This window comes from Vogesella sp. LIG4, assembly GCF_900090205.1.
Lineage (GTDB): Bacteria > Pseudomonadota > Gammaproteobacteria > Burkholderiales > Chromobacteriaceae > Vogesella.
The window spans coordinates 3,268,739-3,290,147 of the sequence record NZ_LT607802.1; the positions used below are offsets into that span (position 1 = coordinate 3,268,739).

Annotated in this window: 20 protein-coding genes; 15 read left to right on the top strand and 5 right to left on the bottom strand. The window is 64.4% G+C overall.

All coding sequences use genetic code 11. The annotated features are described in order from the left end of the window. Positions 1-5: 5 nt before the first annotated feature. Both PSELUDRAFT_RS15190 and PSELUDRAFT_RS19490 read right to left on the bottom strand, forming a co-directional pair. On the bottom strand, positions 6-296 hold the full coding sequence (locus PSELUDRAFT_RS15190; protein WP_157725149.1) for a hypothetical protein: 291 nt from the start codon (positions 294-296) through the stop codon (positions 6-8). A 294-nt stretch (positions 297-590) separates the two neighbouring features. After that, positions 591-863: a hypothetical protein gene (locus tag PSELUDRAFT_RS19490; protein WP_157725150.1), complete on the bottom strand. Its 273-nt coding sequence runs from the start codon at positions 861-863 to the stop codon at positions 591-593. 46 nt (positions 864-909) lie between these two features. Between PSELUDRAFT_RS19490 and PSELUDRAFT_RS15195 the strand changes: the two genes are divergently transcribed. The 5 genes from PSELUDRAFT_RS15195 (at position 910) to PSELUDRAFT_RS15215 (ending at position 10,124) form a co-directional block, all read left to right on the top strand. Then, the gene (locus PSELUDRAFT_RS15195; RefSeq protein ID WP_088968525.1) at positions 910-2,166 is read left to right on the top strand and encodes an MdtA/MuxA family multidrug efflux RND transporter periplasmic adaptor subunit; all 1,257 of its coding nucleotides are present in this window, start codon (positions 910-912) and stop codon (positions 2,164-2,166) included. Positions 2,167-2,181: 15 nt separating this feature from the next. Then, positions 2,182-5,280: an MdtB/MuxB family multidrug efflux RND transporter permease subunit gene (locus PSELUDRAFT_RS15200; RefSeq protein WP_088967635.1), complete on the top strand. Its 3,099-nt coding sequence runs from the start codon at positions 2,182-2,184 to the stop codon at positions 5,278-5,280. After that, the gene (locus PSELUDRAFT_RS15205; protein WP_088967636.1) at positions 5,277-8,381 is read left to right on the top strand and encodes a multidrug efflux RND transporter permease subunit; all 3,105 of its coding nucleotides are present in this window, start codon (positions 5,277-5,279) and stop codon (positions 8,379-8,381) included. Before PSELUDRAFT_RS15200 ends, PSELUDRAFT_RS15205 begins: the two co-directional genes overlap by 4 nt. After that, positions 8,378-9,772 carry an efflux transporter outer membrane subunit gene (locus PSELUDRAFT_RS15210; protein WP_088967637.1) on the top strand — a complete coding sequence of 465 codons (1,395 nt, stop codon included), beginning with the start codon at positions 8,378-8,380 and terminating at the stop codon, positions 9,770-9,772. Before PSELUDRAFT_RS15205 ends, PSELUDRAFT_RS15210 begins: the two co-directional genes overlap by 4 nt. A gap of 175 nt (positions 9,773-9,947) precedes the next feature. After that, on the top strand, positions 9,948-10,124 hold the full coding sequence (locus PSELUDRAFT_RS15215) for a hypothetical protein (protein WP_157725151.1): 177 nt from the start codon (positions 9,948-9,950) through the stop codon (positions 10,122-10,124). 2 nt (positions 10,125-10,126) lie between these two features. On the opposite strand, the gene PSELUDRAFT_RS15220 is transcribed toward PSELUDRAFT_RS15215, so the two are convergent. Together PSELUDRAFT_RS15220 and PSELUDRAFT_RS19950 are read right to left on the bottom strand one after the other, a co-directional pair. Further along, positions 10,127-10,417, bottom strand: coding sequence for a hypothetical protein (locus PSELUDRAFT_RS15220; protein WP_157725152.1), 291 nt, complete (start codon positions 10,415-10,417; stop codon positions 10,127-10,129). Between the two features lie 39 nt (positions 10,418-10,456). After that, positions 10,457-10,582: a hypothetical protein gene (locus PSELUDRAFT_RS19950; protein WP_255374057.1), complete on the bottom strand. Its 126-nt coding sequence runs from the start codon at positions 10,580-10,582 to the stop codon at positions 10,457-10,459. A gap of 383 nt (positions 10,583-10,965) precedes the next feature. On the opposite strand from PSELUDRAFT_RS19950, the gene PSELUDRAFT_RS19495 reads away from it, so the two are divergent. Beyond that, complete coding sequence (locus tag PSELUDRAFT_RS19495; protein ID WP_157725153.1) at positions 10,966-11,250, top strand: hypothetical protein; 285 nt, start codon at positions 10,966-10,968, stop codon at positions 11,248-11,250. A 237-nt stretch (positions 11,251-11,487) separates the two neighbouring features. On the opposite strand, the gene PSELUDRAFT_RS15225 is transcribed toward PSELUDRAFT_RS19495, so the two are convergent. After that, on the bottom strand, positions 11,488-12,450 hold the full coding sequence (locus tag PSELUDRAFT_RS15225; RefSeq protein WP_088967640.1) for a tRNA-dihydrouridine synthase: 963 nt from the start codon (positions 12,448-12,450) through the stop codon (positions 11,488-11,490). A gap of 29 nt (positions 12,451-12,479) precedes the next feature. Here PSELUDRAFT_RS15225 and PSELUDRAFT_RS15230 point away from each other — a divergent pair, with 29 nt between their 5' ends. From PSELUDRAFT_RS15230 to recN, 9 genes are all read left to right on the top strand, one after another. After that, entirely contained in the window at positions 12,480-12,953 is a 474-nt protein-coding gene (locus PSELUDRAFT_RS15230; RefSeq protein WP_088967641.1) for a GNAT family N-acetyltransferase, read from the top strand. 57 nt (positions 12,954-13,010) lie between these two features. Further along, positions 13,011-13,955 (top strand): nucleoside hydrolase, encoded by a 945-nt coding sequence (locus tag PSELUDRAFT_RS15235; RefSeq protein ID WP_088967642.1) that lies wholly within the window; start codon positions 13,011-13,013, stop codon positions 13,953-13,955. After that, a complete protein-coding gene (locus PSELUDRAFT_RS15240; protein WP_088967643.1) occupies positions 13,952-14,173 on the top strand; it encodes a DUF1653 domain-containing protein in 222 nt (73 codons plus the stop codon). Before PSELUDRAFT_RS15235 ends, PSELUDRAFT_RS15240 begins: the two co-directional genes overlap by 4 nt. A 9-nt stretch (positions 14,174-14,182) precedes the next feature. Then, on the top strand, positions 14,183-15,085 hold the full coding sequence (locus PSELUDRAFT_RS15245) for a histone deacetylase (protein ID WP_088967644.1): 903 nt from the start codon (positions 14,183-14,185) through the stop codon (positions 15,083-15,085). Between the two features lie 4 nt (positions 15,086-15,089). Next, positions 15,090-15,626 (top strand): peptide-methionine (S)-S-oxide reductase MsrA, encoded by a 537-nt coding sequence (gene msrA, locus PSELUDRAFT_RS15250; RefSeq protein WP_088967645.1) that lies wholly within the window; start codon positions 15,090-15,092, stop codon positions 15,624-15,626. Between the two features lie 248 nt (positions 15,627-15,874). Beyond that, positions 15,875-18,148 carry an ATP-binding protein gene (locus PSELUDRAFT_RS15255; protein ID WP_162291270.1) on the top strand — a complete coding sequence of 758 codons (2,274 nt, stop codon included), beginning with the start codon at positions 15,875-15,877 and terminating at the stop codon, positions 18,146-18,148. Continuing rightward, positions 18,148-18,780 carry a response regulator transcription factor gene (locus PSELUDRAFT_RS15260; protein ID WP_088967647.1) on the top strand — a complete coding sequence of 211 codons (633 nt, stop codon included), beginning with the start codon at positions 18,148-18,150 and terminating at the stop codon, positions 18,778-18,780. The genes PSELUDRAFT_RS15255 and PSELUDRAFT_RS15260 overlap by 1 nt, the downstream gene beginning before the upstream one ends. Before the next feature lie 9 nt (positions 18,781-18,789). Further along, positions 18,790-19,665, top strand: coding sequence for an NAD kinase (locus tag PSELUDRAFT_RS15265; RefSeq protein ID WP_088967648.1), 876 nt, complete (start codon positions 18,790-18,792; stop codon positions 19,663-19,665). Positions 19,666-19,672: 7 nt separating this feature from the next. Continuing rightward, positions 19,673-21,337, top strand: coding sequence for a DNA repair protein RecN (recN, locus tag PSELUDRAFT_RS15270; RefSeq protein ID WP_088967649.1), 1,665 nt, complete (start codon positions 19,673-19,675; stop codon positions 21,335-21,337). Positions 21,338-21,409: the final 72 nt, after the last annotated feature.

Below are 21,409 nucleotides of genomic sequence, written 5' to 3' on the forward strand. Positions count from 1 at the left end.
GGGCGCTAGTTGTAGGCCACGGTCACCAGGTCGGAAATGCCATCCGTACCCTGCACCTTGGCACGGCTGACAAACTGAGTGTTATCCATGCCGGAGCAGCTCGGGCCGGATGGCAGCTTGCGTGCCTGCTGGTAGGCGCGCGGGTTGCCGGCCACCTGCGCCAGTACGTCGGCATTGGCATTGCACGGCGGTTTGACCAGTGCACCCTGGAAGAAGATCACGCCGCCGTCGGCGTGGGCGGCCATGGCTGGCAACAGGGTTGCGGCTACCAGGAATAATGCATGCAACTTCGTCATCGCTTGTCTCCCTAGCCCGGCATCGCCATGAATTCAAATGACTTGGCGCTGCCCATGCTGACAATTTGAAAGAATCTACAAGCGAGAGTGTAGTTGAAATTTTTTTGGAATCAATAGGCGTCAATAAGAAAAATACTATTTTATATATAACAGCAAAATAACCAATACCAACGTATGAAAAATAAGGTATTTCAATAAGTTATACGAAGCAAGCCGCCTTGGCCACCTGTGTCGGGCTCAGCAAAGTCACGAATAACAGCCCGGATAAGACAGCCAGTTTCCAATATTTTCATTTCAATAAAAATAACCATTGCTCTGTCGCCAAATACAATAAAAATCAAGCATGGCAATAAATAATAACAACAGCCATATCGCCCATAGGCTGGTATCGGTAGCAGGCAGAGATGCAGCAAGCACCCCCAGCGCACGGCACTCGCCAGCACCCGCGACACCAACATCTGCTAATACATCTCGGCTTGCCCACCCCATGCCGGCAGGGCAATCATTGCAGGGCAATATCGCCAGCGGGCCGCCACCAGCCAGCCGCTGCTGCCCGGAACTTTGCATCTATCCTGAATACAAATCACAGGCTTTCGTGCCCATCGACATCACCATGACTCAAGCCGCCCCCACTTCCAGCAAGACCCTGCGTAATTCCATCCTCGTGCTATTGCTTGCCGCCGCTGCCGGCGGCATCTGGTGGGCCAGAAAACCCGCCGACAACGCCGCTGCGGCCGGCATGCGCAAGGGTGGGGCGCCGCAGGCGGTGGGTGTGGTTACCGTGCGCAAGCAGGATGTGCCCTTGCAGTTGAACGCACTGGGCACGGTTGCCGCATCGCATACCGTGACAGTGCACAGCCGGGTGGATGGTCAGCTGGAAAAAGTGCACTTCGAGGAAGGGCAGCAGGTGCGGCAGGGGCAGCTGCTGGCCGAGCTGGATGCCCGCCAGTACCAGGCAGCGCTGACCCAGGCGGAAGGCCAGCTGCAGCGCGATCAGGCACTGCTGGACAACGCCCGGCTGGACCTGGCCCGCTACCAGCAGCTGGATAGCCTGAATTCCATCGCCAAGCAGCAGGTCAGCGCGCAGCAGGCGCTGGTCCGCCAGTACCAGGGCTCCGTGCGCATTGATCAGGGTGCGGTGGCCGCCGCCCGCACCAGCCTGGACTACACCCGCATCACCGCGCCGGCATCCGGCCGCGCCGGCCTGCGCCAGGTGGACCCAGGCAATATCGTGCATGCCAGCGACAGCAACGGCGTGGTGGTGATCACCCAAACCCAGCCCATCAACGTGCTGTTTGCCGTGCCGGAGGCCAGCCTGAGCCAGGTGCTGCAGGCGTCGCAGGCCGACAAGTCGCTGCGGGTGGAAGCCTGGGACCGCGACAATCACGGCAAGCTGGCCGACGGCAAGCTGCTGGCGCTGGACAACCAGCTGAGCACCAGCACCGGCACCATCAATATCAAGGCGCAGTTCGCCAATGAAAAGCAGCAGCTGTTCCCCAACCAGTTCGTCAACATCAACCTGCAGCTGGGTGAGCGCAAGGGCGCCATCGTGGTGCCCACCGCCGCCGTGCAGCTGGGCAAGGCAGGGCGCTTCGTCTACACCGTCAACGCCGATTCCACCGTCAGCGTAAGCAAGGTCACCGTCGGCCCGGTTTCCGGCGACGATACCGTGATCGAGGACGGCCTCAAACCCGGCCAGCGCGTGGTGGTGGATGGCGTGGACAAGCTGCGTGACGGCGCGCGCATCAAGGTGATTGACCGTGCCCGCCAAGCGCAGGGCGCCGCGGCGGAACAGGCCCAGCCGGGCAAACACCACAAGGGTGCCGGTGCCGGTGGCTGGAACAAACGCCAGGCGTCTGCGGCCAACTAAGCGCAAGGAAACGGCATGAATCCCTCCCGCCCGTTCATCCTGCGGCCGGTGGCCACCACGCTGCTGATGCTGGCCATCCTGCTGGTCGGCCTGGTGGCCTACCGGCTGCTGCCGGTTTCCGCGCTGCCGGAAGTCGATTACCCCACCATCCAGGTGGTGACCCTGTACCCGGGCGCCAGCCCGGACGTGGTGACCTCGTCGGTTACCGCGCCACTGGAGCGGCAGTTCGGGCAGATGCCGGGCCTGGCGCAGATGTCGTCGTCCAGCTCCGGCGGCGCCTCGGTGATCACCCTGCAGTTCAGCCTGGATCTCACGCTGGATGTGGCCGAGCAGGAGGTACAGGCCGCCATCAATGCCGGCGGCAACCTGCTGCCGTCCGACCTGCCCAGCCCGCCGGTCTACAGCAAGGTCAACCCGGCGGACACCCCCATCCTGACCATTGCCGTCAGCTCGCCCACGCTGCCGCTCACCCGGCTGGAAGACATGGTGGATACCCGCCTGGCGCAGAAGCTGTCGCAGGTGCCGGGCGTGGGCCTGGTCAGCCTGAGCGGCGGGCAGCGCCCGGCGGTACGCATCCAGAGCAACCCCAAGGCCCTGGCCGCACGCGGGCTAACGCTGGAAGACATCCGCACCGCCATCAGCAGCGCCAACGTCAACCAGGCCAAGGGCAGCTTCGACGGCCCGCAGCAGGCCTCCACCGTGGATGGCAACGATCAGCTGCGCTCTGCGGACGAGTACCGCAACGTGATCGTGGCCTACCAGAACGGTGCCCCGGTGTACCTGCGTGACGTGGCCCGGGTAGTGGACGGCGCCGAGAACACCCGGCTGGCGGCCTGGTCCGGCGCCACGCCGGCCATTGTGCTGAACGTGCAGCGCCAGCCGGGCGCCAACGTCATCCAGGTCACCGACCGCATCAAGGCCTTGCTGCCGCAGCTGCAGGCCACGCTGCCCGGCGCGGTGGACGTAAAAATTCTCAGCGACCGCACCGTCACCATCCGCGCCTCGGTGGACGACGTGCAGTTCGAGCTGCTGCTGGCGATTGCACTGGTGGTGATGGTGATCTTCCTGTTCCTGCGCAATGTGCCGGCCACCATCATTCCGGCAGTGGCGGTGCCGCTGTCGCTGGTGGGCACTTTCGGCGTGATGTATCTGGCGGGGTTTTCCATCAACAACCTCACGCTGATGGCGCTGACCATTGCCACCGGCTTCGTGGTGGACGACGCCATCGTGATGATCGAGAACATCGCCCGCTACATCGAGGAAGGCGAGGCGCCGCTGGCGGCGGCGATGAAAGGCTCGCGGCAGATCGGTTTCACCATCATCTCGCTGACCATTTCGCTGATCGCGGTGCTGATCCCGCTGCTGTTCATGGGCGACGTGGTTGGCCGCCTGTTCCGCGAGTTTGCCGTGACGCTGGCGGTGTCCATCCTGATTTCCGCCTTCATCTCGCTGACGCTGACGCCGATGATGTGCGCGCGGCTGCTCAAGCACGTGCCGGAAGAAAAGCAGGGCCGCTTCTACCATGCCAGCGGCCAACTGTTCGAGCGCATCATCGCCCGCTATGGCCGCATGCTGGCCTGGGTGCTGGACCGCCAGAAAACCACGCTGCTGGTAGCCATCGGCACCCTGGTGCTGACCGCACTGCTGTACGTGGCGATTCCCAAGGGCTTCTTTCCGCAGCAGGACACCAATGCCATCCAGGCCATCAGCGAGGCGGCGCAGTCGGTGTCCTTTTCCGCCATGGCGCGGCAGCAGGAGGCGCTGGCGCAGAGCCTGCTGCAGGACCCGGCGGTGGAAAGCCTGTCGTCCTTCATCGGCGTGGACGGCACCAACAGCACGCTCAACAGTGGCCGGCTGCTGATCAACCTCAAGCCCAAGGGCCAGCGCGACGACATCCATACCGTGCTGGGCCGCCTGCAGCAGCGCGCCGACAGCCAGCCCGGCATGGCGCTGTACCTGCAGCCGGTGCAGGATCTGACCATCGACGCCCGTGTCAGCCGCACCCAGTACCAGTTCACGCTGCAGGCTACCAGCCAGGAAGACCTGTCCACCTGGGTGCCAAAACTGGTGCACCGGCTGCAGCAGGAGCCGGCACTGGCGGACGTGGCCAGCGACCTGCAGGACAAGGGCCTGCAAGCCTATGTGAACATCAACCGTGACGTGGCCTCGAGGCTGGGCGTCAGCACCGCGGCCATCGACAACGCGCTGTACGACGCTTTCGGCCAACGTCTGATCTCCACCATCTTCACCCAGACCAACCAGTACCGCGTGGTGCTGGAGGTGGACCCGGCACAGCAGCGCGACCCACTGTCGCTGAAGGGCATTTACGTGCCTACCGCCGGCGGTGGCCCGGTGCCGCTGGATGCCGTGGCACGCATCGAGGAGCGCCCGGCCTCGCTGGCCATCAACCACCTCGGCCAATTCCCCACCGCCACGCTGTCCTTCAATCTGCAGCAGGGCGCATCGCTGGGCGAGGCGGTGGACGCCATCCGCCAGGCCGAGGCGGAGCTGGGGCTGCCGGCCAGCATCGACACCCGCTTCCAGGGCGCGGCCATGGCGTTCCAGGCTTCGCTGTCCAACACGCTGTGGCTGATCCTGGCCGCCATCATCACCATGTACATCGTGCTGGGCGTGCTGTACGAAAGCTATATCCACCCCATCACCATCCTGTCCACGCTGCCTTCCGCCGGCATCGGTGCCTTGCTGGCGCTGATGCTGTCGCATAACGATCTATCGGTGATCGCCATCATCGGCATCATCCTGCTGATCGGCATCGTGAAGAAAAACGCGATCATGATGATCGACTTCGCGCTGGAGGCGGAACGCGAGCAGGGCATGAGCCCGCGCGAGGCCATCTACCAGGCCAGCCTGCTGCGCTTCCGCCCGATCCTGATGACCACCATGGCCGCGCTGCTGGGGGCGCTGCCGCTGATGCTGGGTGGCGGCATGGGCTCGGAACTGCGCGAGCCGCTGGGCATTACCATGGTGGGCGGCTTGATGGTGAGCCAGGTGCTGACACTGTTCACCACCCCGGTGATCTACCTGGCGTTCGACCGCCTGGCACGGCGCTTCGGCCGCAAGCAGTCGCAACTGGCAGAGGAGATGGAGGCATGATTCCGTCGGCGCCGTTCATCCGCCGGCCGGTGGCCACCACGCTGCTGACGCTGGCGATCCTGCTGGCCGGGCTGGTGGCGTTCCAGCTGCTGCCGGTGTCGCCACTGCCGCAGGTGGATTTCCCCACCATTTCGGTATCCGCCAGGCTGCCCGGCGCCAGCCCGGAAACCATGGCCGCTACCGTGGCTACGCCGCTGGAACGGGCGCTGGGGCGCATCGCCGGCGTTACCGAGATGACTTCCAACAGCTCGCTGGGCTCCAGCAACGTCACGCTGCAGTTCGACCTGGATCGCGACATCAACGGCGCCGCGCGCGATGTGCAGGCGGCCATCAACGCCGCCCACTCGCTGCTGCCCACCGGCATGCCGTCCAACCCCACCTACCGCAAGGTGAACCCGGCCGATTCGCCGATCATGATTCTGGCGCTGACCTCAAACAGCCTCAGCCGCGGGCAGATGTACGATGCGGCCGACTCCATCCTGGCGCAGAAGCTGTCGCAGGTGGACGGCATCGGCAACGTGAACATAGGCGGCGGCGCGCAGCCGGCAGTACGGGTGGAGCTGAACCCGATGCAGCTCAACCACTACGGCATCGGCATGGAAACAGTACGCAGCGCCATTGCCGGCACCAATGCCAACCGGCCCAAGGGCTCGCTGGAAAACGACGAGCGTCACTGGCAGATACAGGCCAACGACCAGGCCAACAAGGCCAGCGACTACCTGCCGCTGATCGTCAGCTACAAGAACGGCGCCGCGGTACGCATCAGTGATGTGGCCGAGGTGCAGGATTCGGTAGTGGACCTGCGCAACGCCGGCATGCTGGGCAAACAGCCGGCGGTGATGCTGATCCTGTTCCGCCAGCCCGGCGCCAACATCATCGAAACCGTGGAGCGGGTGAAGGCAGTGCTGCCCGGCCTGCAGGCGTCGATTCCGCCGGCCATCACCATCAACACCGTGATGGACCGCACGCCCAGCATCCGCGCCTCACTGCGCGACGTGGAGCGCTCGCTGCTGATTTCGGTGGCGCTGGTGATCCTGGTGGTGTTCCTGTTCCTGCGCAACGGCAGCGCCACCGCCATTCCGGCCATTACCGTGCCGGTATCGCTGGTAGGCACCTTCGCCGCCATGTACCTGGCCGGCTTTTCGCTGAACAACCTCAGCCTGATGGCGCTGACCATCGCCACCGGCTTCGTGGTGGACGACACCATCGTGGTACTGGAGAACATCTCGCGGCACCTGGAAAACGGCATGAAGCCGCTGCAGGCAGCACTTACCGGCGCGCGCGAGGTGGGCTTTACCGTACTGTCGATGAGCATCTCGCTGATTGCGGTGTTCATTCCCATCCTGCTGATGAGCGGCATCATCGGCCGCCTGTTCCGCGAATTCGCCGTCACGCTGTCGGTGGCCATCATGGTATCGCTGCTGGTGGCACTCACCACCACGCCGATGCTGTGCGCACGCTGGCTGAAAGCGCACGATGCCGCCCGGCCGCACGGCCGCCTGTTCCATGCCAGCGAGCGCGCATTCAACGCCATGCTGAGCGGCTACCGCCGCACGCTGGGCTGGGCGCTGCGCCACGGCCCGCTGATGATGCTGTTGCTCGGCGTGACCATCGCGCTGAACGTCTACCTGTACGTGGTGATCGCCAAGGGTTTCTTTCCGCAACAGGATAACGGCCAGCTGGTAGGCCAGCTGCGCGGCGACCAGAGCATCTCCTTCCAGGCCATGCAGCAGAAGCTGCAGCGCTTCATCGACAAGGTGGGGCAGGACCCGGCGGTGGCCAAGGTGGTGGGCTTTACCGGCGGCGGCCAGCGCAATGCGGCCAACATGTTCGTCACCCTCAAGCCGCTGGCCGAGCGCACGGACAGCGCCGACCAGGTGATAGCCCGCCTGCGCAAGAAACTGGGCAACGAGCCGGGCGCCACGCTGTTCCTGCAGGCTTCGCAGGATATCCGCATGGGCGGGCGCGCCAGTAATGCCCAGTACCAGTACACGCTGCAGGGCGACGACCTGAACGAGCTGCGTGCCTGGACACCCAGGGTGCAGCAGGCGCTTGGCAAGGTGCCGTTCCTGGCCGACATCAACACCGACCAGGAGGTGAAAGGGCTGCAGACCACCCTCAGCTTCGACCGCCAGACCATGGCCCGGCTGGGCCTGACCCAGGCGCAGGTGGACGCGGTGCTGAACGACGCTTTCGGCCAGCGCCAGGTGTCCACCATCTACAACCCGCTGAACCAGTACCACGTGGTGCTGGAGGTGGCGCCCCAGTACTGGCAGGGGCCGGAAGCGCTGCACAACATCTACCTGCAGACGCCGGGTGGCCAGCCAGTACCGTTGTCGGCTTTTGCCCACTGGCAGCCCAGCAACACCGCGCTGTCGGTCAACCATCAGAGCCAGTTTGCCGCCACCACCGTGTCCTTCAACCTGGCGCCCGGGTATTCGCTGTCCGATGCCACCAAGGCCATCGATGCGGCGATTGCCGATATCGGCCTGCCCAGCAGCATTCACGCCAGCTTCCAGGGCACCGCCAAGTCGTTCCAGGCATCGCTGGCCAGCCAGCCGATGCTGATTCTGGCGGCGCTGATTGCTGTCTACATCGTGCTGGGCATGCTGTATGAAAGCGTGGTGCACCCGCTGACCATTCTTTCCACCCTGCCGTCTGCCGGGGTGGGGGCGCTGCTGGCGCTGATGGCCACCGGTGGCGAGTTCAGCATCATCGCGCTGATCGGCGTACTGCTGCTGATCGGCATCGTGAAGAAGAACGCCATCATGATGATCGACTTCGCACTCAGCGCCGAGCGCGAGCAGGGGCTGAGCCCGCACGATGCCATCCTGCAGGCCTGCCTGCTGCGCTTTCGCCCGATCATGATGACCACCCTGGCTGCGCTGTTTGGCGCACTGCCGCTGGCGCTGGGCCATGGCGATGGCGCCGAGCTGCGCACACCACTGGGCATTTCCATCGTCGGCGGCCTGCTGCTCAGCCAGCTGCTGACGCTGTACACCACGCCGGTGGTTTACCTGTACCTGGACCGTTTCCGCCTGTGGTGCCTGCAATGGCGCAGCCGCCACAGCCCGCCGGCAACGGGGAGAATCGAGCAATGAACACCATGACCGACACACTGCTGCGGCCAACCCTGCTGGCCGTGCTGCTGGCGCTAGGCCTGGCCGGCTGCACCAGCGGCCCAGACTACGTCAAGCCGCAAATGGCAATACCGGCCAGCTTCAAGGAAGACGGCCGCTGGAAGAGCGCCGAACCGCAGGATGCCGCCCCGCGCGGCCCGTGGTGGCAGGTGTACAACGACCCGCGGCTGGATCAGCTGATGGACACCCTCAACAGCCAGAGCCCGAGTATTGCCCAGGCCGAGGCGCAGTACCGGCAGGCAAGGGCGCTGCTCGACCAGGCCGAAGCCAGCCTGTGGCCGTCGCTGGGCGCCAATGCCTCGCACACCCGCGGCGTCAGCAGCAGCGGCGGCGATGCGGCCAACCAGTACAGCCTGTCGGTAAACGCCAGCTGGGAGCTGGATCTGTGGGGCGGCGTGCGCCGCGCGGTGGAGGCCGGCAAGGCGAAGGAGGGCGCCAGTGTGGCCCAGCTGGAAGCGGTGCGTCTAAGCAGCCAGGCGCAGCTGGCCACGGCCTACCTGCAGCTGACCGTGGCGGACCAGCAGCTACAGCAGTTGCAGAGCAGCGAGCAGCTGCTGAGTGATTCGCTGGCGCTGACCCGCAACCAGTTCGCCGTCGGCATCGTCAGCGATGCAGACGTAGCCGCAGCGGAAAGCCAGTGGAAAACGGCGCAGACCGCAGTGCTGGACAAGCAGCTCACCCGCAGCCAGCTGGAGCATGCCATTGCCGCCGCGCTCGGCAGCCAGCCGTCCAGCTTCAGCCTGCCACCCGCCACCACCATGCCGCACCTGCCGCAGATTCCGCCGGGCGTGCCATCCACCCTGCTGGAGCGCCGCCCGGACATCGCCGCTGCCGAGCGCGCGGTTGCCGAGGCCAATGCGCAGATCGGCATCGCCCAGGCGGCGGCATTCCCCACGCTGACACTGTCGGCCAGCGGTGGCTACAAGAGCAGCAGCTTTGCCAACTGGATCTCGCTGCCCAACCGCATCTGGTCGCTTGGGCCGCAACTGGCGATGACACTGTTCGACGCCGGCCTGCGCAAGGCGCAGACCGCGCAGGCCGTGGCCAGTTACGATGCCAGCGTGGCCAGCTACCGCCAGACCGTGCTGGCGGCGTTCCAGTCGGTGGAAGACAACCTGGCGGCGCAGGCACTGCTGCAGCAGGAAAACGCTCACCTGCAGGCAGCGCTGGATGCCGCGCGCCGCGCCGAAACGCTCACCCGCAACCAGTACCAGGCCGGCACGGTCAGCTACCTCAATGTGCTGACCACGCAAAACAGCCGCATCGCCGCGGAAAACAATCTGTGGAGCATCAAGAACCGCCAGTACGCCAGCAGCGTGGCGCTGATCGCCGCCATTGGCGGCAAGTGGTAGCTTGCGGCCAACCTTGCGCGCCAGCCATTACGGCAGCAGGAGGCCCCTGAGCCGGCGTGCGGGCCGCCCTGAGCAACTGGTTCGCCACTCAGAGCATGTCGTGGCACCCAGCCAGACCATCGTGCCTCAAGCCGCACAGGCCGGGCAGGGCGCAGCGCTGGGCCGGATAGCGCTGTTGGACGAACTGCTCAACAACGGGCAACTGGCGCTGGCCACTGATGTGCCACTGGAAAACGCGCATGGCTATTTTCTGGTGCGGCAGCAGAAAGTGCGCCACTCGACGCGCACCAGCAATGCCGGCACTGGACACTGGAACAATGCCGGCGGCCGGTGCTGCCAGCGTAGTCTGTAGCTTTACTCGCCAAACAGCTGGCGGATCACCATGCCGAAGCGGGCATGCTGGTGGCACTCACGGCGGTAGAAATCCCGTTCCATCATCAGTCGTTCGATCAGGTCGGTCTGTTGGCTGTGTAGGTGATACAGGCGGCGATAGGTCGGCCATCGATCTAGTTCGGCAAATTCGATGCCCAGGTCGATTCCGGTACTGACATACAGTCGGGTGCCTTCGGCGTAACTGCCATTCCATGGGCCGGCACAACGCAAGGTGTTACCGGTTTCCAGCAACTGCAGCAACTTGATGGCCATCAGTGGCACAGCCTGCTTGCCAGCCTTCCATGCCTGCACCTAGGCAAGCTTCACGCCAAGCGCGCCGGCAAGTTGCTGCTCGCTGTGGCTGAAATGGAACAGACGGATGACTTCATCTGGCCAGATGCTGCGATCACTGCAATGGACTTTGAACTCTCTACGCATTTACCGCATTCCTCAGATTGATTCGTTGTGAAGGTGGAAGAGTGGCGAAAGCGAGGCCCGAATGCACAGCATATTTGACATAATAAACATTATGCGACGTAAACATTAAACCCCATGGGGGGCTTTTTCACCGGTTTGACCCGGTGCCGTCATCGTCGTCAGAACCACCAGACCGGCGATGGCCAGCGCGCCGATCTTTTTCCGAAAATCCTGCCAGAAGTCTTTCTTGGCTTGGGTTTTCTCGCGTGCGTAGTTGGTCGCAGCAATAATTTTGGCTACGCCAAACCCTGCTGATTCTCAAGCGTTACTTATCGGAAATAACTTATAGAACCCACGGCTTGGCTAAACGAGCATGTATAAAAACCACCATGTTCGGAGTTGATATGAAAGCCGTTCGATTTGTTGCTAGTCTGTTGCGTGCAGTTGGACGCATGCTGCAAGCAGTTCCCGATGTTCCTGCAAGCCACCACGCACGGCGATGCGCCGTACCGGACCACGATGCGTTTGCCAGGCTGGTTGCCGCCTGTGGTCACAACCCGGCCTTGGCGGAAGAACTTATCGAGCACGAATGCCGCTCGAACGGCCGCAGCTGCCGCTACCATGCGATCCTGGCAGCTATCGGCAGAATCCGGGATTACCGCCGTTATGGCCGGTTGCTGAATCCTTGATGGCTGTGGTCGGTTGCGGTGCTTGCAGAACAACGGAACGGCGTCGGAGTACGCCGGGAGAAGCCTGCGCGAATGCGGCAGGCAAAAAAATAACCTCCTGAATCGTCACGTCCAGGAGGCTTTGTAAGGTACGGCGCGAGGCCGCGATTCCGGCACTGTTGCGAGGAACGCTGCAGTAATCCAAGAACTGCTTGAATCATACGCGGTGGTGTCGCCCACGACTATTCGTAAAAATACCTATCCTTGTGCCGAGGCCTGTTTTATCGCTGACGCCAGTTCGTCAAACTTCTTCAATTCCTTGATTTTGCTGAACATTTCATCTGCTTCGACATAGTTGCGGCGCAGCATTTTCAGCCATTGCTTGATGCGGCTCAAGGCATAGTTGCCATTCTCCGCACGCTGCTGACATTGCGATGCCATATCCAGCAGCCACGGCAGCAGCTGCAGCCACGGCATTGGTGGCAACTCTTCGCCGTGCTGCTGCATATGCTTGATACGCAGCGCCAGGTCCGGTGCGGATACCAGGCCGCGCCCTATCATCACGGTTTCGCAACCGCTGACTTCGCGGATGGTCCGATAGTCGGCAACCGTCCACACTTCGCCATTGGCCACCACCGGAATCGCTACCGACTCGCGAATGCGGGCCAGCCATTCCCAGTGCGCGGGCGGCTTGTAGCCTTCCACCTTGGTGCGCGCATGCACGGTAAGCTCGTCGGCGCCGGCACTGGCAATCGCCTGGGCGCAAGCCAGTGTGAGGCTGGTATCTTCATAGCCCAGCCGCATCTTGGCGGTTACCGGTGTACTGGCAGGCACGGCTGCGCGCACGGCGCTGACGATGGCGTGCAGCACCTCCGGCTCCTTGAGCAGCACCGCACCCCCGCGATGACGGTTGACTGTGGGCGCCGGGCAGCCAAAATTCAGGTCAACGGCGGCCGCCCCCAGTTCGGCGGCGCGCACAGCGTTGGCCGCAAGGAATTCGATATCCGAGCCCAGCAGCTGCACACGCAGCGGCGTGCCACTGCGCGTATGCGAGTCATTGGCCAGCTCCGGCGCCAAGCGCTGGAACGTGCGCGTGGGCAACAGCGAGCTGGTGACACGCACGAATTCGGTTACGCACAGGTCAATGCCACCAATGCGCGTCAATACATCGCGCATGATGTCATCGACCAGCCCTTCCATGGGCGCCAGTACAATCTTCATGAAGCCAGCCAGTAAACAGGAGGCCCGAATTGTATACAAGCGAGTCCGCAACTACCACGCCCGACATCACCATACGTAGCGGCGACGAACGCGACGTGGATAATGTCTTGCCACTGCTGGTGGCCTATCGGCAGTTCTATGGCCTGGAAAGCGAGCTACCGGCACTGCGCACATTTCTGCTGCAACGCCTGCAGCAGCGGCAGGCCGTGCTGTGGCTGGCTTTGCTGGATGGCGCGATGGCGGGCTTCGCCCTGCTCTACCCGGGTTTTTCCACGCTGAGCCTGCAACGCCGCGACCTGCTGCATGATCTGTTCGTGGCACCACAGGCCCGCGGCATCGGCCTTGGCCGTATGCTGCTACAGGCCATACAAGCGGCGGCGCCTGCCGGCAGCAGCCTGTTTCTGGAGACCGCGCACAACAATCACACCGCGCAGGCGCTGTATCGGCAGACCGGCTTTGTTGCCGACCAGCACTTTGGCACCTGGGAGTGGACGTCGGCTTGACGAGCACTCGCAAACGGTAGAACCTCGCCGCCCTTCCCGCCGCTATACAGGAACATCATGAGCGACAAACGAGCGATCATTATCGACACCGATCCGGGGCAGGATGACGCGGTTGCCATCCTGTCCGCGCTGGGCGCCCCGCAACTGGACGTGCTGGGCATTACCGCCGTGGCCGGCAATGTGCCGCTGGCGCTGACCCAGCGTAACGCGCGCATCATCTGCGAATGGGCCGGACGCCCGGATGTGCCGGTATTTGCCGGCGCGGAAGCACCACTGCTGCGCCCGCTGATTACTGCCGAGCACGTGCACGGCAAAACCGGCATGGACGGCGTGCCGCTGCACGAACCGGACATGCCGCTGCAGCCGCAGCACGCCGCCGATTTCATCGTACAGACCCTGCGTAGCCGCCCGGCCGGCAGCGTTACGCTGTGCGCACTGGGGCCACTCACCAACCTGGCGCTGGCATTGCGCATGGCACCGGATATTGCGCCGCGCATCCGCGAGATCGTGCTGATGGGCGGCAGCTATTTCGAAGGTGGCAACATCACGCCGGCCGCCGAATTCAACATCTATGTCGACCCGCATGCCGCCGACGTGGTGGTGCGCTGCGGCGCACCCATCGTGATGATGCCGCTGGACGTCACCCACAAGGCGCGCACCTCGGCCGAGCGCATCGGCTGGCTGCGCGCCCTGCCCAACCGCGCCGGCAACCTGGCAGCCGACAGCATGACCACGCTGGAACGCTACGACGTACAGCGCTACGGCGAGTTCGGCGCCCCGCTGCACGACCCGACGGTGATTGCCTACCTGCTGCAGCCCGCGCTGTTCAGCGGCCGCCAGGTGAACGTCAGCGTGGAACTGGCCGGCGAGTTCACGCTGGGCGCCACGGTTATCGACTGGTGGGGCGTCAGCGGCCGTGCGGCCAACGTGCAGTACATAACCGAAATCGACGCCGACGGCTTCTTCCGCCTGCTGGCCAGCTGCCTGGGCCGGCTGCCATGAGCGAAACCACCCTGCCGTCCGGCCGCTATCAGCATTACAAGGGCAATTTCTACGAAGTGCTGGGCGTGGCACGGCACTCGGAAACCGACGAGCTGCTGGTAGTGTACCGCCCGCTGTACGGCGAGATGGGCTTGTGGGTGCGGCCACTGGCGATGTTTGTCGAACAGGTCGAGGTGAATGGCAGCCTGCAGCCGCGATTTCGCCGCCTTGATGACTGATCGCGCGGCATGCTGATTTTTCGTACCGACCAGTTCCCGTTGCCGCTGCCGGATGGGCACCGCTTCCCCGCCGCCAAGTACCAGATGCTGGCCGACGCCGTGCACGCCATTGCCGCGGCGCATATGACAACCGCACCGGCGGCCACGCCAGGCGAACTGATGCTGGCGCATGCGGTCAATTATGTTGCAGCCTTGTTCGATGGCAGCGTGGCACCCGACATCATGCGCGAGATCGGCCTGCCCTGGAGCCCGCAGCTGGTGCAGCGCAGCGCACGCTCGGTAGGCGCCACCATCGGCGCGGCACACAGCGCCTTGCAGTACGGTGCCGGCATCAACCTGGCTGGCGGCACCCACCATGCCGGCCATGCCAAGGGTGGCGGCTTCTGCGTATTCAACGACGTGGCCGTTGCCATACGCCTGCTGCAACAGGAAGGCCGCATCCGCCGCGCAGCGGTAATCGACCTTGACGTGCACCAGGGAAACGGCACGGCAGAGCTGTTTGCCGGCGACGACAGTGTGTTTACCCTGTCACTGCATGGCGAAAAGAACTTCCCGTTCCGCCGGGTGCCGTCTACGCTGGATGTGGGGGTTGCCGACAACACCGGGGATGGCGCTTACCTGCAGCTTCTGGATGACGCGCTGCGCACCCTGACAAGCAATGCCCAACCGGACATCGTGTTTTACCTGGCCGGCGCCGACCCTTACGAGGGCGATCGGCTGGGGCGCCTGTCGCTGAGCAAGGCAGGCCTGCTGGCGCGCGACTGCCGCGTGTTCGATCTGTGCGAGCAGCAACAGTGGCCACTGGCAGTAACGATGGCGGGCGGCTATGCCGTTCCGATCGGCGACACGGTGGACATCCACCTGCAGACAGTGCGTGAGCTGCTGTCGCGTCATCACCCGAAAGGAGGTTGATCTCATGGACCCTGTTAAAGCCACCTTCGCTGGCGGCTGTTTCTGGTGCACCGAGGCGGTGTTTCGCCAGCTGGACGGCGTAATCGACGTCGTGCCCGGCTATATCGACGGTCACCTGGAGGACCCGGACTACGAACGCGTCTGCCATGGCAATACCGGCCATGCCGAGGCGATCGAACTGACCTACCAGCCAGACCAGATCAGCTACCAGACTCTGCTGGAAGTGTTTTTCCTGACCCATGACCCCACGACGCTCAACCGTCAGGGGCATGATATCGGTACCCAGTACCGTTCAGCGGTATTTGCCCATGACCTGGCACAGCTGCAGCTGGCAAGCGATATGGTTGCCACGCTGGAAGCCAGCGGGCGCTACGAAGCGCCCGTCGTCACAGAGGTCAAGATGGCGCCGCGATTCTACCCGGCCGAACACTTCCATCATGACTACTTTTCCCGCAACCAGACTGCCGGCTACTGCCAGGTGGTCATCGCACCTAAGCTGTATAAGCTGCAAGAACAGCACCCGGAGTTGCTGAAAGCCTGAATGGCTGCGGGGTTGGCCGTGCGGCCAACCCCGTCCACCCCGCCCCACGCCCAAGGCGTGTTCACGGCCTGCGGCACACCAATCTGCGGTTAGTGCAGACAAACTCCGTCCGCCGCCGTTTTTGCCCTGTCTCGCGCCAGCTCGCGCGATCATGAACACGCTCTTCGGCTACAATGGCGCCATTGCTCGCGCCAGCCCGTCGTCATTTTCCGATGCCCGCCAGAAAAACCGAACAACTCTTCGCCAACATGCCTTCGCTACGCCAGTGGTGGCGCATGATCAGCGACCTGTCACTGCGGGTGAAGGCCAGCTTCGTGCTGCTGTGGCTGCTGCTGTCGCTGGCCATCCTGCTGGCCGCGCTGTTCCTTACCGAGGAAAGCCGCCAGCAGCAGTTCGAAGCCGCCACCCTGCACATCAAGAAAACCCTGGAAGAACGGCTGCTGATCTGCGAAACCGCCATCTACGGTTTCGCCGAACTGTCTGCGGCCAACCATGGCAGCGAGCAGACACGGCTGCGCCAGTTCGCCCAGAACATCGGCACCCGCTACCCCTACATCTATCTGATGGGCTTCCAGCCGCGGATCAACCTGGCCCAGCGCGACAATTTCGAGGCGGCAACCAGCTTCCACGGCCAGCGCCCGTTCTTCATCAAGGATTACAGCGGCCCGGCGCAGAGCAACTGGCGCGGTGCGCAATTCTGGCGGCCGGCGCCGGCGCGCCCCTACTACATCCCGCTGGTGGACCTGCTGCCGGCGCGCGCGGACATACGCAGCGAGCTGGCCGGCCTCGACATTGCCAACGACCAGATTCTCGGCCGCACGGTGCAGCAGGCCATCCGCAGCGGCGAAATCGAAGTCACCCCGCCGTACGCGCTGCAGGCCGGCGAGCACGGCTTCGGCTACCTCAAGGCGGTGTATGCCGGCGGCGCGGCGCCGGAAAGCGTGGCGGAACGGCAAGACAGCGTGGTCGGCATCATCATGCTGGGCATCCGGGCGGAAACCCTGCTTGCGGTGGAAGGCGACACCAATCGCCAGCTCAGTCTGCGCCTGCTGCCCAACAACCTGCAGTCGGCACAAGGCAATATCGGCGACCCCGGTGGCCCCGGCCGCGCCGCCTACGCGCCCAGCAACGGCAGCTGGCTGCGGCAGCTGCTGTTCCCGTCGCGGCAGATCCAGCTTTCCATCGAGCGCGACTACTTCCCCTACCGGCTGGAAGTCATGCGCGCCAGCGACGTGCCGCATGTGCCGCTGCCGCTGTACGGGCTGGCACTCGGCTCCGGCGCCTTCATTTCCGCCCTGCTGCTGCTGATCGCCGCCTCGCAGAACAATGAGCGGTTGCAAAGCGAGCACTACCACGAAACCCTGCACCGCGAGCGGCAGCAGGCGCTGGTAACGCTGGAAAGCATCGATGACGCGGTGCTGGTGCTGGATTGCGACTACCGCGTGGAATATCTCAACCCCAAGGCCGCGCTGCTGCTGGGCGTGGCCGCGCAGCAGGCGGCAGGCAAGCTGCTGGCCAATATCTGGAATGTGCGTTTCGAGCTGGCGCGCGAGGCAACGCCCGACCCGGTGGCGGCCTGCCGCCAGCTGCTGGATCGCGTGGTGCTACCGGAAAACGCCTACCTGCTGCGCCCAGACGGCCATGGTGCCTATATCGAAGGCACGGTGTCGCCGCTGCTGAGCCAGGACGGCACGCTGCGCAGCATCGTCATCACCTTCCGTGACATGGCGCCGCTGCGCCAGCGCATGGCCGAGGCGCTGGAGCGCAGCGAACAGCGGCTGAAACAGCACCAGGCCGAGCTGGCACGCGTGGCGCGTATCAACACCCTGGGCGAGATGACCTCCGGCATCGCCCACGAGATCAACCAGCCGCTGTCGGCCATCGTCAGCTACAACGAAGCCTGCCTCAGCATGCTGGAAGACGACGAACCGGACCGCATCCTGCTCAAGACCGCGCTGTTTTCCTCGGTAAAGCAGGCGCAAAGAGCTGGGCACATCGTCAAAAAACTAAGAGAATTCGTCGCCAGCAAACAGGCGGAGCTGACCGCGGTGGACGTCAACCAGGCGGTGCTCAACGTCATCACCCTGATCGAATCGGAACTGCGCGACCACGACGTCACGGTAAACACCGACCTGGCCAGCAGCCTGCCGCGCGTGCAGGCCGATACCATCCAGGTGGAACAGGTGGTGATGAACCTGTGCAAGAACGCCATGGAAGCGCTGATGGAAGTGCCGGGCGAGCGCCGGCTGTTCATCTACAGCGAGCCGCGCGGCGGGCGCATCCGGGTAGGCGTGCGCGACAACGGCCCCGGCATGTCGGTGGACACGCTGCAGAAGATCTTCCAGCCGTTTTTTAGCTCCAAGTCGCAAGGCATGGGGCTGGGGCTGACCATCAGCCACACTATTATCGAAAACATGGGCGGTGTGCTCAGTGCCGGCAATCTGGACACCGGTGGCGCCGAGTTCTACTTCGAACTGCCCATGATCAAGCCGCAAGGCGAACCTGAAGGAGCAAGCGTGTAATGCCAGCCATGACCCCGACGATTTTTGTCATCGATGACGACCCGGCCGTGCGCGACTCCCTGGCGCTGCTGATCGGCACCCAGGGCATGCGCGTGCAGACCTTCGAACATGCCGAAGCCTTCCTGCAGAAATTCCACCCCGACGAAATCGGCTGCCTGGTGCTGGACATCCGCATGCCGCAGACCTCGGGCCTGGCGCTGCAGGACATGCTGAACCTGCGCAACATCCTGATGCCCATCATCTTCATCACCGGTCACGGCGATATCGAAGAATGCCGCCGCGCCTTCCGTGGCGGTGCGGTAGACTTCCTCACCAAGCCGATCAACGCGCCGCAGCTGCTGGACAGCCTGAAGAAGGCGATCCGCATCAGCATCCAGCAGCAGGAGCAGATGTCGGCCACGCAGGAGGTGCGCCAGCGCCTGGAGCGCATCACCGACCGCGAACGGCTGATCCTGCGCCTGGTGGCCGAGGGGCAGTCCAGCAAGGAAATCGCCCGCGAGCTGGACGTATCGCCGCGCACGGTGGAAGCGCACCGTGCCAAGCTGTTCGAAAAACTGGAAATCGATTCACTGGCCGAGCTGGTGCGCTTCTACCTGAGCGCGCTGGACGTCACCCAGCCCGGCCAACAATAAGCCCGCAACATGACCCGACTCTTCAACAAAATCGGCCTGGTGGCCCGCCACGGCAAGCCGCACATCATCGAATCGCTGCAAAAGTTGGCCGCACACCTGGCCTCGCGTGGTTTCCACGTCCTGCTGGACAAGGAAAGCTGCACCGGCGGCCCGGCCGTGCCCTACCCGCTGGTGGAACGCGAAGACCTGGGCAAACTGGCCGACCTGGTCATCGTACTGGGCGGCGACGGCACCATGCTGTCGGTGGCGCGCGTGCTGGCGCCCTACCGCGTGCCCATGGTCGGCATCAACCAGGGCCGCCTGGGCTTCATGACCGACATCTCGCTGCACGAGATGCTGAATGCGGTGGACGGCATCCTCGACGGCCAGTTCGTGCCGGAAGAGCGCATCCTGCTGCACGCCTCGGTGATCCGCGAGGACGCCGAAGTGGTCAGCGCGCTGGCGCTGAACGACGTGGTGATCAGCCGCGGCTCGCTGGGTTCGATGATCGAGTTCGAAGTATTCGTCGACAACCAGTTCGTCTACAGCCAGCGTTCCGACGGCCTGATCATCAGCACCCCCACCGGCTCCACCGCCTACTCGCTGGCTTCCGGCGGCCCCATCCTGCACCCCACGCTACAGGCGTTTGCGCTGGTGCCGATCTGCCCGCAGTCGCTGTCCAACCGCCCCATCGCCATCAGCAACAACTGCGAGGTGGAGTTCATGCTCACCCGCGGGCTGGATACCAAGGTGCATTTCGACGGCCAGTCGCACTGCGACCTGATGGAAATGGACCGCGTGATCATCCGCAGCTACCGCAACACGCTGAAGATCCTGCACCCGGTGGGTTACAACTACTACGACATGCTGCGCCACAAGCTCCACTGGGGCGAGCGCCTGCTGTGAGGCCAACATGCTGTTATCGCTGAACGTCAAGGATTTCGTCATCGTCGACCAGCTGCAGCTGGAATTCGCGCCCGGCTTCACCGTACTCACCGGCGAAACCGGCGCCGGCAAATCCATCATCCTCGATGCACTGGGCCTGCTGCTGGGCGACCGCGCCGAAGTGAGCCAGATCCGCGAAGGCGCCGACCGCGCCGAGTTGGCCGCACACTTCGACATCGCCCGCCTGCCCGACCTGCAAGCCTGGCTGGAAGAAAACGCGCTGGCCGGCGACGAAGGCAGCGAGCTGCTGATCCGCCGCCTCATCGACCGTGGCGGGCGCTCGCGCAGCTTCGTCAACGGCCAGCCGGCCACCCAGGGCCAGCTCAAGACCATGGGCGACTACCTGGTGGACATCCACGGCCAGCATGCACACCAGTCGCTGGTGCGCCCGGACGCCCAGCGCGAGCTGCTGGACGCCTATGCCGGCGCCGGCCAGCTGGCGCGCGACGTGCGCGCCGCCTGGCAGGGCTGGCAGCAGGCACGCAAGGCGCGCGAGGAGGCCGACCGCCGCCAGCGCGAATCGGAAGTGGAGCGCGAGCGCCTCACCTGGCAGATCGGCGAGCTGTCCGAGCTGGGCCTTGCCGCCGACGAATGGCCGCAGCTCAACCAGCTGCACAGCCGGCTGGCCAATGCCGCCGAACTGGCGCAATCGGCGCAGGCGGCGGTGGAGGTGCTGTCGGAAATGGACGGCAGCTGCCTCACCCTGCTGTCGCAGGTGCAGAGCCGGCTGGGCAAGCTGTCCGGCTACGACCCGCGGCTGGCCGAGTCACTGGCGCTGCTGGACTCGGTGGATGCCGAGCTGCGCGAAGTGGTGTACAGCCTGCGCGACTACGCCGGCGGCTTCGAGGACGACCCCGGCCAGCTGGCCGAGGTGGAAACCCGCATCCACACCCTGATGAGCGCCGCGCGCAAATACCGCTGCCAGCCGGAAGACCTGCCGAAGAAACTGGCCGACTGGCAACAGCAACTGAGCGAGCTGGAAGCTGCCAGCGACATCGACGCGCTGAGCGTGGCGGAAAGCGCCGCGCTGGCGAGCTACCGCGCGCACGCCGAAGCACTGTCCGCCAAGCGCCGGCAGGCCGCCGCCGAGCTGTCGACGCGCATCGGCAAGGAAATGCAGCGCCTGGCGATGGAAGGCGCGCGCTTCGCCATCGAGCTGTCCGCCGCCAGCGAACCCACCGCCCACGGCCTGGAAACCATCGAATACCTGGTTGCGGCCAACCAGGGCGGCACGCTGCGGCCGCTGGCCAAGGTGGCCTCCGGCGGCGAACTGTCGCGCATCAGCCTCGCCATGCAAGTGGTGATCAGCCAGGTGGCCAGTGTGCCGACACTGATCTTCGACGAAGTGGACGTGGGCATCGGCGGCCGCGTGGCCGAAGTGGTGGGCAAACTGCTGCGCCAGCTGGGCGAACGCTACCAGGTGCTGTGCGTCACCCACCTGCCGCAGGTCGCCTCCTGCGGCAACCAGCACTGGCGCGTCAGCAAATCGCTGCAGGACAAGCGCACCGTCAGCCGCATCAGCCCGTTGGACGCCGAAGGCCGCATCCTGGAAATCGCCCGCATGCTGGGCGGCGAGGACATCACCGCCACCACGCGCCAGCACGCCAGCGAGATGCTGGCCAGCAATGCCTGAGCGCCGCAACGCCAACCATCAGCCCGGCCTCGCGCCGGGCTTTTTCATGCCGCCAGCCAGGCGCTGTACAGC

Bases quoted from the DNA above. Each gene is read 5' to 3' on its own strand.
- PSELUDRAFT_RS15190 (WP_157725149.1), bottom strand. From the start codon at position 296: ATGACGAAGTTGCATGCATTATTCCTGGTAGCCGCAACCCTGTTGCCA.
- PSELUDRAFT_RS19490 (WP_157725150.1), bottom strand. From the start codon at position 863: ATGCAAAGTTCCGGGCAGCAGCGGCTGGCTGGTGGCGGCCCGCTGGCG.
- PSELUDRAFT_RS15195 (WP_088968525.1), top strand. From the start codon at position 910: ATGACTCAAGCCGCCCCCACTTCCAGCAAGACCCTGCGTAATTCCATC.
- PSELUDRAFT_RS15200 (WP_088967635.1), top strand. From the start codon at position 2,182: ATGAATCCCTCCCGCCCGTTCATCCTGCGGCCGGTGGCCACCACGCTG.
- PSELUDRAFT_RS15205 (WP_088967636.1), top strand. From the start codon at position 5,277: ATGATTCCGTCGGCGCCGTTCATCCGCCGGCCGGTGGCCACCACGCTG.
- PSELUDRAFT_RS15210 (WP_088967637.1), top strand. From the start codon at position 8,378: ATGAACACCATGACCGACACACTGCTGCGGCCAACCCTGCTGGCCGTG.
- PSELUDRAFT_RS15220 (WP_157725152.1), bottom strand. From the start codon at position 10,417: ATGGCCATCAAGTTGCTGCAGTTGCTGGAAACCGGTAACACCTTGCGT.
- PSELUDRAFT_RS19950 (WP_255374057.1), bottom strand. From the start codon at position 10,582: ATGCGTAGAGAGTTCAAAGTCCATTGCAGTGATCGCAGCATCTGGCCA.
- PSELUDRAFT_RS19495 (WP_157725153.1), top strand. From the start codon at position 10,966: ATGAAAGCCGTTCGATTTGTTGCTAGTCTGTTGCGTGCAGTTGGACGC.
- PSELUDRAFT_RS15225 (WP_088967640.1), bottom strand. From the start codon at position 12,450: ATGAAGATTGTACTGGCGCCCATGGAAGGGCTGGTCGATGACATCATG.
- PSELUDRAFT_RS15235 (WP_088967642.1), top strand. From the start codon at position 13,011: ATGAGCGACAAACGAGCGATCATTATCGACACCGATCCGGGGCAGGAT.
- PSELUDRAFT_RS15240 (WP_088967643.1), top strand. From the start codon at position 13,952: ATGAGCGAAACCACCCTGCCGTCCGGCCGCTATCAGCATTACAAGGGC.
- PSELUDRAFT_RS15245 (WP_088967644.1), top strand. From the start codon at position 14,183: ATGCTGATTTTTCGTACCGACCAGTTCCCGTTGCCGCTGCCGGATGGG.
- msrA (WP_088967645.1), top strand. From the start codon at position 15,090: ATGGACCCTGTTAAAGCCACCTTCGCTGGCGGCTGTTTCTGGTGCACC.
- PSELUDRAFT_RS15255 (WP_162291270.1), top strand. From the start codon at position 15,875: ATGCCTTCGCTACGCCAGTGGTGGCGCATGATCAGCGACCTGTCACTG.
- PSELUDRAFT_RS15260 (WP_088967647.1), top strand. From the start codon at position 18,148: ATGCCAGCCATGACCCCGACGATTTTTGTCATCGATGACGACCCGGCC.
- PSELUDRAFT_RS15265 (WP_088967648.1), top strand. From the start codon at position 18,790: ATGACCCGACTCTTCAACAAAATCGGCCTGGTGGCCCGCCACGGCAAG.
- recN (WP_088967649.1), top strand. From the start codon at position 19,673: ATGCTGTTATCGCTGAACGTCAAGGATTTCGTCATCGTCGACCAGCTG.